This is a genomic window from Parolsenella catena (assembly GCF_003966955.1).
In the GTDB taxonomy this organism is placed as follows: Bacteria; Actinomycetota; Coriobacteriia; order Coriobacteriales; family Atopobiaceae; genus Parolsenella; species Parolsenella catena.
On the sequence record NZ_AP019367.1, the window covers coordinates 576,298 to 588,568 of the forward strand.

The 12,271-nt window shown below is 67.6% G+C and carries 11 protein-coding genes; 8 read left to right on the forward strand and 3 right to left on the reverse strand.

Annotation, left to right across the window (positions count from 1 at the left end; translation table 11 throughout):
• Positions 1-86 precede the first annotated feature (86 nt).
• The 3 genes from Pcatena_RS02700 to Pcatena_RS02710 all read right to left on the reverse strand — a co-directional run bounded on the left by Pcatena_RS02700 (position 87) and on the right by Pcatena_RS02710 (position 4,457).
• The gene (locus Pcatena_RS02700; RefSeq protein ID WP_126421392.1) at positions 87-1,988 is read right to left on the reverse strand and encodes an ABC transporter ATP-binding protein; all 1,902 of its coding nucleotides are present in this window, start codon (positions 1,986-1,988) and stop codon (positions 87-89) included.
• Positions 1,981-3,792, reverse strand: coding sequence for an ABC transporter ATP-binding protein (locus tag Pcatena_RS02705; RefSeq protein ID WP_232619910.1), 1,812 nt, complete (start codon positions 3,790-3,792; stop codon positions 1,981-1,983). The genes Pcatena_RS02700 and Pcatena_RS02705 overlap by 8 nt, the downstream gene beginning before the upstream one ends.
• Positions 3,793-3,854: 62 nt before the next feature.
• On the reverse strand, positions 3,855-4,457 hold the full coding sequence (locus Pcatena_RS02710; RefSeq protein WP_232619886.1) for a MarR family winged helix-turn-helix transcriptional regulator: 603 nt from the start codon (positions 4,455-4,457) through the stop codon (positions 3,855-3,857).
• Between the two features lie 361 nt (positions 4,458-4,818).
• Here Pcatena_RS02710 and Pcatena_RS02715 point away from each other — a divergent pair, with 361 nt between their 5' ends.
• The 8 genes from Pcatena_RS02715 (at position 4,819) to Pcatena_RS02750 (ending at position 12,150) form a co-directional block, all read left to right on the forward strand.
• Entirely contained in the window at positions 4,819-5,757 is a 939-nt protein-coding gene (locus Pcatena_RS02715) for a phosphate ABC transporter substrate-binding protein (protein ID WP_198433411.1), read from the forward strand.
• A gap of 88 nt (positions 5,758-5,845) precedes the next feature.
• Entirely contained in the window at positions 5,846-6,748 is a 903-nt protein-coding gene (pstC, locus tag Pcatena_RS02720; RefSeq protein ID WP_126421394.1) for a phosphate ABC transporter permease subunit PstC, read from the forward strand.
• Positions 6,741-7,706 (forward strand): phosphate ABC transporter permease PstA, encoded by a 966-nt coding sequence (gene pstA / locus Pcatena_RS02725; protein ID WP_126421396.1) that lies wholly within the window; start codon positions 6,741-6,743, stop codon positions 7,704-7,706. The genes pstC and pstA overlap by 8 nt, the downstream gene beginning before the upstream one ends.
• The gene (locus Pcatena_RS02730) at positions 7,703-8,515 is read left to right on the forward strand and encodes a phosphate ABC transporter ATP-binding protein (protein WP_126421398.1); all 813 of its coding nucleotides are present in this window, start codon (positions 7,703-7,705) and stop codon (positions 8,513-8,515) included. The genes pstA and Pcatena_RS02730 overlap by 4 nt, the downstream gene beginning before the upstream one ends.
• A gap of 4 nt (positions 8,516-8,519) precedes the next feature.
• Positions 8,520-9,314, forward strand: coding sequence for a phosphate ABC transporter ATP-binding protein PstB (gene pstB / locus Pcatena_RS02735; protein ID WP_126421400.1), 795 nt, complete (start codon positions 8,520-8,522; stop codon positions 9,312-9,314).
• Positions 9,314-10,000 carry a phosphate signaling complex PhoU family protein gene (locus tag Pcatena_RS02740; protein WP_126421402.1) on the forward strand — a complete coding sequence of 229 codons (687 nt, stop codon included), beginning with the start codon at positions 9,314-9,316 and terminating at the stop codon, positions 9,998-10,000. Before pstB ends, Pcatena_RS02740 begins: the two co-directional genes overlap by 1 nt.
• Before the next feature lie 37 nt (positions 10,001-10,037).
• Positions 10,038-10,721 carry a response regulator transcription factor gene (locus Pcatena_RS02745; protein WP_126421404.1) on the forward strand — a complete coding sequence of 228 codons (684 nt, stop codon included), beginning with the start codon at positions 10,038-10,040 and terminating at the stop codon, positions 10,719-10,721.
• A 1-nt stretch (position 10,722) separates the two neighbouring features.
• Positions 10,723-12,150 (forward strand): sensor histidine kinase, encoded by a 1,428-nt coding sequence (locus Pcatena_RS02750; protein WP_126421406.1) that lies wholly within the window; start codon positions 10,723-10,725, stop codon positions 12,148-12,150.
• Positions 12,151-12,271 lie beyond the last annotated feature (121 nt).

Genomic DNA, 12,271 nt, shown 5'->3' on the forward strand with positions numbered 1-12,271 from the left:
CCGAAGTGTCGCAAAACGCATTCTCGGCGGGGGACGGGTCCATGCGTGCTGCCCGCTCCCCGCCGAGAAAGACGTTGCCCCCCGTGCTACTCCAGCTCGAAGGCGCCGGTGTAGAGCTGGTAGTAGTAGCCCTTCTTGGCGATGAGCTCGTCGTGGTTTCCGCGCTCGATCACATGTCCGTGGTCGAGGCAGATGATGACGTCGGAGTTGCGCACCGTCGAGAGCCTGTGCGCGATGACGAACGTCGTGCGGCCCTGCATGAGCGCGTCCATGCCCTTCTGGACGATGGCCTCGGTGCGCGTGTCGATGCTCGAGGTGGCCTCGTCGAGGATCATCGCGGGCGGGTCGGCCACCGCGGCGCGGGCGATGGAGATGAGCTGGCGCTGGCCCTGGGAGAGCTGCGCGCCGTTGCCCGTGAGCATCGTGGCGTAGCCGTCCGGCAAGCGGGTAATGAAGTCGTCGGCGCCGGCGAGCTTGGCTGCGGCGATGCACTCGTCGTCGGTGGCGTCGAGCTTGCCGTAACGGATGTTGTCCATGACGGTGCCGGTGAACAGGTTGACGTCCTGCAGCACCACGCCGAGACTGCGACGCAGGTCTGCCTTGCAGATCTTGTTCACGTTGATGCCGTCGTAGCGGATCTTGCCGTCGGCGATGTCATAGAAGCGGTTGATGAGGTTGGTGATCGTGGTCTTGCCGGCACCCGTGGCGCCCACGAAGGCTACCTTCTGGCCGGGCTTGGCGTAGACGGAGACGTCATAGAGCACCTGATGGTTGGGCGTGTAGCCAAAGTCCACGTGCTCCATGCGCACGTCGCCGCGCAGCGGGGTGTAGGTCATGGTGCCGTCGTGGTGCGGGTGCTTCCAGCCCCACAGGCCCGTGCGCTTCTCGGTCTCAACGAGCTCGCCGTTCTCCACGCCAAGGTTCACGAGCGTGACGTAGCCCTCGTCGGCCTCGGGGGCCTCGTCGATGAGCGCAAAGATGCGGTCTGCGCCGGCAAGGCCCATGACCACGGCGTTAATCTGCATGGAGATCTGGCCGATCTGGCCGCAGAACTGCTTGGTCATGTTGAGGAACGGCACCACCACGGCGATGGACAGCGCCATGCCGGACAGCGACACGTTTGGCGTGCCGAGGGCGAGCAGGAGTCCGCCCACGAGCGCCACGACGACGTAGATGAGGTTGCCGATGTTCATGAGCACGGGCATGAGGATGTTGCCGTACATGTTGGCCTTCTGGGAGACCTCGAAGAGGTGCTCGTTGAACGCGTCGAAGTCGCGCTCGGCGGCCTGCTCGTGGCAGAAGGCCTTCACGACCTTCTGGCCGTTCATGATCTCCTCGACCTGGCCCTCGACCACACCGAGCTCCCTCTGCTGCGCCACGAAGAAGCGCGCGGAGTTGCCGCCGAGCACCTTGGTCATGAAGACCATGAACGCCACGCCGGCCACGATGACCAGGCACATCCACACGGAGAAGTACAGCATGATGACGAACACCGTGACGAGCACGACGCAGGTCTGGAACAGGTTGGGCAGCGACTGGGAGATCATCTGGCGGATGGCGTCGATGTCGTTGGTGTAGTGGCTCATCACGTCGCCGCGCTGGTGCGTGTCGAAGTAGGAGATGGGCAGGTCCTGCATGTGGTTGAAGAGCTTCTCGCGCAGCTTCTCGAGCGAGCCCTGCGTGATGATGGCCATGGCGCGGTTCCAGAACAGCGAGGCGCACACGCCCACGAGGTAGACGGCCGCGAGCGTCGCCACGAGGCGGAACACCTCGGGCTGGGCGGCGGCCCAGTTGCCGGACTCGCCGAACTCGGTCACGATCTGCAGCGCGCCCTGGAGGAACACCGAGCCAAACGAGCTTGACATGGCGGCCACGAGCAGGCACACGACGACGGCGGGCAGAAGCACGGGGTAGAACGAGAACAGCGTCTTGATGAGGCGGACGGCGGTGCCGGCCTTGGCCTGAGGCCTCTTCTGCTGGCTACTCATCGGCCTCGCCTCCCTTCTCGGCGCCCGCGTTCGCTGCGGTTGCCGCATCGTCTTGTGCGGCCTCCTCGGCCTCGACGTCGCTCTCGTCGGTGCCCATCTTGTTCTGCGAGGTGTAGGTCTCGCGGTAGATGGCGCAGCGGCGCATGAGCTCGTCGTGGGTGCCCACGTCGGAGATGCGGCCGCCCTCCATCACCACGATGCGGTCCGCGTCCTGCACCGAGGAGATGCGCTGGGCGATGATGATCTTCGTGGTCTGGGGAAGGTACGTCGCCAGGCCGGCGCGGATCTTGGCGTCGGTCTTGGTGTCCACGGCGCTCGTGGAGTCGTCGAGGATGAGGACCTTCGGGTGGCGCAGCAGGGCTCGGGCGATGCACAGGCGCTGCTTCTGGCCGCCGGAGACGTTGGAGCCGCCCTGCTCGATGTAGGTGTCGTAGCCCTCGGGGAAGCCGTCGACGAACTCGTCGGCGCAGGCAAGGTGCGCTGCCTCGCGGACCTCGTCGTCGGTGGCGTTCTCGTCGCCCCAGCGCAGGTTCTCGGCGATGGTGCCGCTGAACAGCACGTTCTTCTGAAGGACCATGGCGACGTTGGTGCGCAGGGCCTCGAGGTCGTAGTCGCGCACGTCCACGCCGCCCACGCGCACGCGGCCCTCGGTGGCGTCGTACAGGCGCGCCACGAGGTTCACGAGCGTGGACTTAGAGGAGCCCGTGCCGCCGATGATACCGATGGTCTCGCCGCTCCTGACGTGCAGGTCAACGTCGGCGAGCGCCTGGCGCTCGGCGCGCGCGGAGTACTTGAAGCTCACGTGGTCGAAGTCGATGGAGCCGTCGGCGACCTCGGTGACGGCCTGCTCGGGCGCGCCGATCGTGGGCTCGGCTTCGAGCACCTCGCTGATGCGGCGGGCAGACTCGTCTGCCATCGTGACCATGACGAAGATCATGGACAGCTGCATGAGGCTCATGAGGATCTGGAAGCCGTACGTGAAGATGGCGGAGAGCTGGCCCACGTCGAACAGCGTGCCGTGGCTCGTGATGATGACCTGCGAGCCAAAGTAGATGATGACGACCCAGGTGAGGTCGACGGCGAACATCATGGCGGGGTTGTTGAACGCCAGGAGCTTCTCGGCGCGCGTGAAGTCCACGCAGATGTCCTGCGCGGCATGGGCGAACTTGTCCTTCTCGTAGTCCTCGCGCACGTAGCTCTTGACCACGCGCATGCCCGTGACGTTCTCCTCGATGGACTCGTTGAGCGCGTCGTACTTGTGGAACACGCGCGTGAAGATGGGTCTCACGAGGTGGATGATGTAGAAGAGGACGAAGCCGAGCACCGGGATGATCGCGGCGTAGACCAGCGCGAGCGCGCCTCCCATGACGGCCGCCATGGTGAAGGCGAACACGAGGCACAGCGGGGTTCGCACGGCGATGCGCACGATCATCATGAACGCCTGCTGGACGTTGTTGATGTCGGTGGTGAGGCGCGTCACGAGCGAGCTCGAGGAAAACTCGTCGATGTTGGCGAAGCTGAAGCGCTGGATGTTGTAGAACATGTCGCGACGCAGGTTCTTGGCAAAGCCGCAGCTCGCGTGGCTGCACGTGATGCCGGCGCCCGTGCCGAAGGCCAGCGAGAGCAGCGCGAGCAGCACGAGGACGGCCGCGGGCTGGAGCAGCTCCTGCACCGTGGCGCTCACCTTGATCTGGTCGATGAGGTTTGCCGTGAGGAAGGGGATGGCCATCTCGCAGACGACCTCGCCCAGCACGAGCAGCGGCGTGGCGATGGTGACGCCGCGGTAGTCACGGATGGAGCCCATGAGGCGGCGCATGATGACGGCGTAGCTCACCTTCTCGTCCTTGTCCGTGCGCGCGTTGCTGTCTAGTTCCTGCTGCATGCGCAGTCTCCCTTCATGTCTGGCTCGATCTGCTTCCAGTGTTGCTTGATGCGGTGGAGCATGTCCTCGAGCTGGGCGCGCTCGTCTGCGTCAAGGCAGGCGAGGGCCTCGGCGCGGAACCGCTCTCGGCCGCGCTGCTCGAGGACGGCCTGCTCGTGGCCCGCCTCGGTGAGGCGCACGATGCGCTGGCGACGGTCCTGCGGGTCGAGTGTGCGCTCGATGAAGCCGTCGCGCTCGATCTTGGTGAGCACCTCGGACAGCGACCCGGCCTTGAGGTCGAACATGTTCATGAGCTCGCGCTGGGGCATGGCGTCGCCGTGCTTGAGCAGCGCGCAGATGATGGGCGCGCGCCCGGAGCGGCCCCCGCCGTTCACGTGCATGTAGTGGCCGCAGAAGCCGAGCATGTCCACGATGTGGGCGCACTGGCGCTCGCGTGGGTCGGCGATGTCCATCCACCGCGGGCGGAACGGGTCGTCGGTGGACGCGCGCGGGTGTGACTCGATGCGCCCGCACGGGGCAAACCCCGAGTCCTCGGACGGTGACGTGGGCTCCTCCATGCTCGCCTCCCCGTTGGCTCTCTCGGTCATATGACTCCTCTCTTATGTGCTACGCGAGCATCCTAGACCCATGGGGGAGCAATAGTCAAGGTACCTAACCATATGGAACCTAATTAATCGGAACCTAACCATATGGCACCTAATGACTAACAGATGAGCCCGGCCACAAGGCGACGCGGCCACTGCCCGTGCGCTCCAAATGTAAGCGCGCCGTAAGCCCGCGTCACGGGCCGGTAAGGGAGCGTCACGGCCGGGTAAGGGCTGGCAGGTGAGGCCAAAATCGCGGCGGACGGCCCGTAGAGTCAGGCCATGGAAAGCGAGCGGGCCGTCGCGCCCCCCAGACTCGGCATCCGCGGCGTCGCCGCTCGCAACACTCAACCAAGGGAGAACCATGAGCAAGGGTATGTCTCGTCGTCAGTTCCTCGGTCTGTCCGGTGGCCTCGCCGCCTTCGCCGGCCTCGGCCTCGTTGGCTGCGGCGGCTCCGGCTCCGCCAGCACCGCGGACGCCGCCTCGAGCGCTGCCGCCGACCTGTCCGGCTCCATCACCTGCTCGGGCGCCACGAGCTTCCAGCCGCTCGTCGAGGACGCCGCCAACGCCTTCATGGACGTCAACGCCAACGTCACCATCACCATCTCCGGCGGCGGCTCCGGCCAGGGCCTGTCCGACGTCAAGGACGGCAAGGCCCAGATCGGCCGCTCCGACATCTTCGCCGAGGAGAAGCTCGACGCCGCAGACGCCGCCAAGCTCACGGACAACCAGGTGGCCGTCGTGGGCATGGGTCCGGTCGTGAACAGCGACGTGGACGTCGACGACCTCACCACCGAGCAGCTCCGCGGCATCTTCACCGGCCAGATCACGGACTGGAGCCAGGTTGGCGGCACCGCCGGCCCCATCCAGGTCATCAACCGCAAGGCCGGCTCCGGCACCCGCGCCACCTTCGAGAGCGCCGTGCTCGCCGGTGCCACCGTGCCCGACTCCTTCAAGCCGGTGGCCGAGGAGGACTCCTCGGGCACCGTGGTCGAGAAGCTCCAGCAGACGGCCGGCGCCATCTCCTACCTCGCCTTCTCCTACTTCGATGACGCCAAGTTCAAGGCCCTGAAGGTCGACGGCGTGGAGCCCAAGGCCGAGAACGTTGAGTCTGGCGACTTCAAGATCTGGTCCTACGAGCACATGTACACCGCCGCCGACGCCGACGACGTCACGAAGGCGTTCATCGACTACATGCTCTCCGACGACGTCCAGGGCAGCCTCGTCGAGGAGAAGGGCTTCATCCCCCTGACCGGCATGAAGGTCAAGAAGGACGCCTCCGGCACCATCTCCGCCGCCTAGGGCAACGCGACCCTTCCTCCCTTTTGTGCGGCGGCGCGCCAGCCACCCGCGTGGGCGCGCCGCCGCACCTCTCATGCAAAGGACTCGTATGGCTAAACGCTTGATGCCAAAGCGCAGCCTCGAGAACGTCGGCCTTGGCCTCACGGGCGCGTGCGTCGCCCTCGTGGCGCTCGTCGTCGTGACGCTCATCGTCATGGTGGCCGAGCAGGGCCTCACCACGTTCTTCGTCGATGGCGTGGGCTTTGGCAGCTTCATCACCGGGCAGAACTGGATCCCCACCGACGGCCGCTTTGGCGCGCTGCCCCTCATCGTGGGCTCGTTCTCCGTCACGATCCTCTCGACGCTGCTCGCCCTGCCCGTCGCCCTGGGATCGGCCGTCTTCGTCGTCGAGGTGCAGCCGGTCTTTGGCCGACGCGTGTTCCAGCCGCTCATCGAGCTGCTCGTGGGCATCCCGAGCGTCGTCTACGGCCTCATCGGCCTCACGGTGGTCAACGCCGCGATGCGCGCGGTCTTTGGCGACGCCGCCGGCACGGGCGCTGGCATCCTGTCGGGCGCCATCGTGCTCGCGGTCATGATCCTGCCCACGGTCACGACGCTGTCCATCGACGCGCTGGCCGCGGTGCCCAACGAGTACCGCGAGGGCAGCTACGCGCTCGGCTGCACGCGCTGGCAGACGGTGTGCCACGTCGTGCTCAAGAGCGCACTTCCCAGCCTCATGACGGCCGTCATCCTGGGCATGACGCGCGCCTTCGGCGAGACGCTCGCCGTCCAGATGGTCATCGGCGGCGTCGAGAAGGCCATGCCCGGCGGGCTTCTCGACCCGGCGGCCACACTCACCACCGCGCTCACGAGCGGCCTTGCCAACGCCACGACCGGCTCGGTGGAGTACCACGCGCTGTGGAGCCTGGGCCTTCTGCTCATGGGCATGAGCCTGCTGTTCATCGTCATCATCCACGTCATCGGCAAGAGGGGAGCGAAGAGGAATGGATAGAGCCTCCGCCCAGCCCGCCGCCGCTGCGGGAGCCGCGCCCGCGCAGGCCCGCGCGGGCATCGACCTCGACGCGCACGCTCGCCGCATCGGGGCCCAGGACCGCCTCGCCACGGGCGTGCTCACGGCCATCGCCGGCCTCGTGCTGCTGCTTCTGGCCGCCATCGTGGCCTACATCCTGTTCCGCGGCCTTGGCAAGGTCTTCCAGCCGGGCTTTCTCGTGAACGACTCGGCCGACAAGACCCTGCCCGGCATCGCCACGCAGCTGTTCGACTCGTTCTACATGCTGGTCATCACGCTCGCCATCAGCCTGCCCATCAGCCTGGGCGCCGCGATCTTTTTCGTGGAGTACGCGCCCGACAACTGGATCACCTCGGCCGCCTCCACGGCCATCGAGACGCTCTCGAGCCTGCCGTCCATCGTCGTGGGCATGTTCGGCAGCCTGTTCTTCGTCGTGGTGCTTGGCTGGGGCATCTCGATCATCGCCGGCGCCCTGGCGCTCACGATGTTCAACATCCCCATCCTGGTGCGCGTCATCCAGCAGGCGCTCGCCGACGTCCCGCAGTCGCAGCGCGACGCCGCCCTGGCCATGGGCCTCACGCGCTGGGAGACCACGATAAACGTGCTGCTCCCGGCCGCCATGCCCGCCATCGTCACCGGCGTGGTCATCTCCGCCGGCCGCGTGTTCGGCGAGGCCGCCGCGCTCATCTTCACCTCGGGCTCGGCCGCCGCGCGCATCAACTTCGCCGCCGCCATCACGAGTCCCAGGAGCCCCTGGAACATCTTCCGCCCGGCCGAGACCCTCGCCGTGCACATCTGGAAGCTCAAGATGGAGCCCACCCCCGGCAACGACGAGATCGTGTGGGGCACGGCCGCGGTGCTCATCATCTGCGTGCTGCTGTTCAACGTGCTCGCCCGCGTTGCCGGACAGGCGCTCGCGAGGAGGCTGACGAGCGAATGAGTGAGACCCTGAACCGGCAGGCGCCGCCCGCCGCGGCAGCGTCCGGCGAGCACGCGCTCGCGACGCGTGACGTCACCGTGCGCTACAACCACGTCAAGGAGGCCCTGCACCCCACGAGCCTCTCCTTCGACGCCGGCACCGTCACGGCGCTCATCGGCCCCTCGGGCTGCGGCAAGTCGACCTTCCTGCGCTGCCTCAACCTCATGAACCGAGAGATCCGCGCCTGCGACGTCAACGGCCAGATCATCTACCACGGCCGCAACGTCAACACGCGCGAGGAGAACCTCTTCGAGCTGCGCCGCTCCATCGGCATGGTGTTCCAGCAGCCCACGCCCTTCCGCAAGTCCATCCGCGAGAACATCCTGTTCGCCCCGCGCCGCCACGGCATGGCGGGCTCGCGCGAGCAGGCCGACGAGCTCGTGGAGCGCTCGCTTCGCCAGGCGGCCCTCTGGGACGAGGTCAAGGACAAGCTCGACCGCAGCGGCCTGTCCCTGTCCGGCGGCCAGCAGCAGCGCCTGTGCATCGCGCGCACGCTCGCGATGAGCCCCGACGTCGTGCTGTTCGACGAGCCGTGCTCCGCGCTCGACCCCATCTCCACGTTCACCGTGGAGCAGACGATCCGCTCCATCGCGGACTCGGGCATCTGCGTGGCCATCGTGACCCACAACATGGAGCAGGCCACGCGCGTCTCGGACAACACGGCGTTCTTCTACATGGGAGACATGGTCGAGACCGGCCCCACGAGGCAGATCTTCATGGCGCCGAAGGACCAGCGTCTGTCCGACTACCTGAGCGGAAGGTTTGGCTGATCAGATGGCAAAGGACTTTGACACGAGGGCCCATCGCACCCTCCAGGATGCCCCCTCGGCGCTCACCGTGGAGGACTTCAACCTCTGGTACGGCGACTTCCAGGCCCTCAGGCACGTCACGCTCGACATCCCCGCCCAGCGCGCCACGGCCTTCATCGGCCCCTCGGGCTGCGGCAAGTCGACGCTGCTGCGCACGTTCAACCGCATGTGCGACTTCGTGCAGGGCGTGCGCACCGAGGGTTCCGTGCGCTTTGCCGGCACCGACGTCTTCTCCATGGACGCCAACGCCCTGCGCGTCCACGTGGGCATGGTGTTCCAGCACCCCAACCCCTTCCCGATGAGCATCCGCGACAACGTGCTGTACGGGCCGGCCCGCATGGGCAAGCTCGGCCGCGCGCAGGCAGACGAGCTCGTGGAGCGCTGCCTCACCGAGGCGGCCCTCTGGGACGAGGTCAGAGACAAGCTCGACAGCAGCGGCCTGGGACTCTCCGGCGGCCAGCAGCAGCGCCTGTGCATCGCGCGCGCCCTAGCCACGGACCCCGACATCCTGCTCATGGACGAGCCCACGAGCGCCCTCGACCCCATCTCCACGCTCGTGGTCGAGGAGCTCATGGGCAGGCTCGCCGAGCAGCACACGCTCGTCGTCGTGACGCACAACATGCAGCAGGCCACGCGCGTGGCCGACAAGACCTGCTTCTTCTACCTGGGCGAGCTCATCGAGGCCGGCCCCACCAGCGAGCTGTTCTCGAACCCCAGGGAGAGGCGTACGCAAGAATACCTGTCAGGGAGGTTCAGCTGATGGTTACCCGCACGAAGTTCCTCAAGCAGCTCGACGACATGGCGGCGCTGCTTGGCCGCCTCGGCGACAAGGCCGCCTCCGACACGCGCGCCGCCGGACTCGCCGCGGCAGGCGACCACGGTGCCGAGACGGGCATCCTCGAGGGTCGCAAGGCCGCCGAGCGCCTGCGCGGCCAGATCGAGGGCCTGTGCCTCGACATCATGCTCATGCAGCAGCCGCTCGTGGGCGAGGACCTGCGCTTCGTCTCGGCGTCGTTCCGCATCGTCTCCGACCTCTCGCAGATCGACTCCATGACGCGCGACGTCGCCTTCATCTTCTCCGAGATGCCCGAGGGCGCCCTCGACGGCCTGGGCGAGCGCTTCGGGTCCATGGCCGAGCGCGCCGCCGGGATGGTCGAGCGGGCGGTGGCCGCCTTCTGCAGCTCCGACGAGGCGGCCGCGCATGCCGTCATCGACGCAGACGACGAGCTTGACGCCGCCTACGCGCAGGTGGAGGCCAGGGTCGTGGAGCTCATCCGCACCGGCGACCCGTCGCCGGCGAGCCTGCCCGAGCTGCTCATGGTGGCCAAGTACTTCGAGCGGATCGGCGACAAGGCGCAGCACGTTTCCGATTGGACGTTCTTCCGCACCCGTGGCGAGCGTATGCTTACCCCTGGCGGCCACGTCATCCCCTCCGAGGAGGCGTAGGCGCCAAGTGGAGGCATCAGCGTCTGGGAGCGAACCCGTGATCTACTACGTCGAGGACGAGAAGAACATCCGCGAGCTGGCGGTCTATGCCCTGTCCCAGGCAGGCATCGAGGCGCGTGGCCTGCCGGACGACGCGGCGTTTCGCCGCGCGTGCGCCGAGCGCGTGCCCGACGCCGTACTGCTCGACATCATGCTCCCGGACACGGACGGCCTCACGATCCTGCACCGCATCCGCCAGACGCCCGGCCTGGCGAGCGTGCCCGTCATGATGCTCACGGCCCGCGACACCGAGCTCGACACCGTGACGGCGCTCGACGCCGGCGCGGACGACTACCTCTCCAAGCCCTTTGGCATGATGGAGATGGTGAGCCGCGTGCGCGCGCTGCTGCGCCGCTCCAAGGCCGCGCCCGCCGCGCGCGAGCCCGTCTCGGACGTGCTCGAGGCGGGGCCGCTTCGCCTCTCGCCGTCCCGGCACGAGGCGTCCGCCGACGGCGTGTCCCTTAATCTCACGGTGCGCGAGTTCGATTTGCTATCGTTTCTCATGAGGAGCCCGGGCGTCGTGTTCAACCGAGAGACGCTACTGCAGCGCGTGTGGGGTTGGGACTTCGACGGCGGCAGCCGCACGGTCGACGTCCACGTCCAGACGCTTCGCCAGAAGCTGGGGGACGCCGCGGGCCTCATCGAGACCGTGCGAGGGGTTGGCTACAGACTGAGGGGCTAGCATGAGCGAGCAGACCGGGGCCGAGAAGGGCATCGACCAGGATCCTACCCGCGGGCAAGAGAAGCGCCAGAAGGCGCCGAGCAGGCCGTCGCTTGCCCGGCGCTTCTTCATCGCGCTCTCGGCCATCGCGGCCGTGGCGGCCATCGCCGTGCTGCTGTGCTCCTCGCTCATCTACCAGTCCGTGACGGTCGATGACGCCGGCCGCATGCTCGAGAGCGAGTGCCGCGTGGTGTGCGCGTCGCTGCGCGGCGACGACACGGACGTCATGCGCCTCACGGCCTTTGACTCCGGCGACGTGCGCGTCACGCTCGTGGGCACGGACGGCACCGTGCTCTATGACAACCAGAACAGCGTGGCCTCCATGCCCAACCACGCCGACCGCCCAGAGATCGCCGAGGCGCTCGCCGACGGCACCGGCTCTGCCGAGCGCGACTCTGAGACGAGCGGCTACGTGTCCGTCTACCGCGCCATCCGCCTTGCCAACGGCAACGTCTTGCGCCTGGCGGTCGACCGAGATGGCGCCGCGGCCGCCGTGCGCCACGACCTGCTGCTCGTGTGCGCCGTCGTGCTCGTCATCATCGCCGTGTGCTGGGCCGCCTCGCGCCTCGTGGCAGACCGCCTCGTTTCTCCCATCCTCGCCATCGACCCGGCAGAGCCTGACGCTGCCGTCACCTACGTGGAGATCGAGCCGCTCGTCGAGCGCATCTCCGAGCAGGTCGAGGAGCTGCGCGGCGCCGACCTCATGCGCCGCGAGTTCACCTCCAACGTGACGCACGAGCTCAAGACGCCGCTCTCGTCCATCTCGGGTGCCTCGGAGCTCATCCGTGACGGCATCGCGAGGCCCGAGGACGTCCCGGAGTTCGCCGGGCGCATCTACGACGAGGCCCACCACATGACCGAGCTCGTCAACGACATCCTCACGCTCTCCAAGCTCGACGAGTCCGAGCGCTCGGGGGACGCGAGCCTGCTCGGCGCACCCGAGCCCGTGAACCTGCTGCACGTGGCAAGGGAGGTGGCGACGCGCCTGGCTCCCGTGGCCGAGAAGACGGGCGTCTCCATCACCGCCGCCGGCGAGGCGTGCGTCGTTCAGGGCTACCCGCGCCTGCTCGACGAGCTCGTCTACAACCTGTGCGACAACGCGATCCGCTACAACCACGAGGGCGGCTGGGTTGACGTCTCGGTGTCGCTGGAGGACGAGTGCCCGCTGCTCGTCGTGGCAGACTCGGGCTCCGGCATCCCCGCCGAGCAGCAGGCCAAGGTGTTCGAGCGCTTCTATCGCGGCGAGCAGAGCCGCTCGCGCGAGACGGGTGGCACGGGCCTGGGACTTGCCATCGTGAAGCACGCCGCCACGCTGCACGGCGCTGCGCTCACCCTCGACAGCGAGCCCGGCCACGGCACCACGGTCTGCGTCCGCTTCCCTGGGCAGTAGGTCCCCAAGGTGTTCCCCAAGGTGTCAGAGACCTTTGGGATGCCTGCGGGACGCCCGTGGCCGCGCCGCGTCCGCTGCGTGCGCCCGCGGCCGAGAAGTGCGAGAATAGGCGGGTTGACGC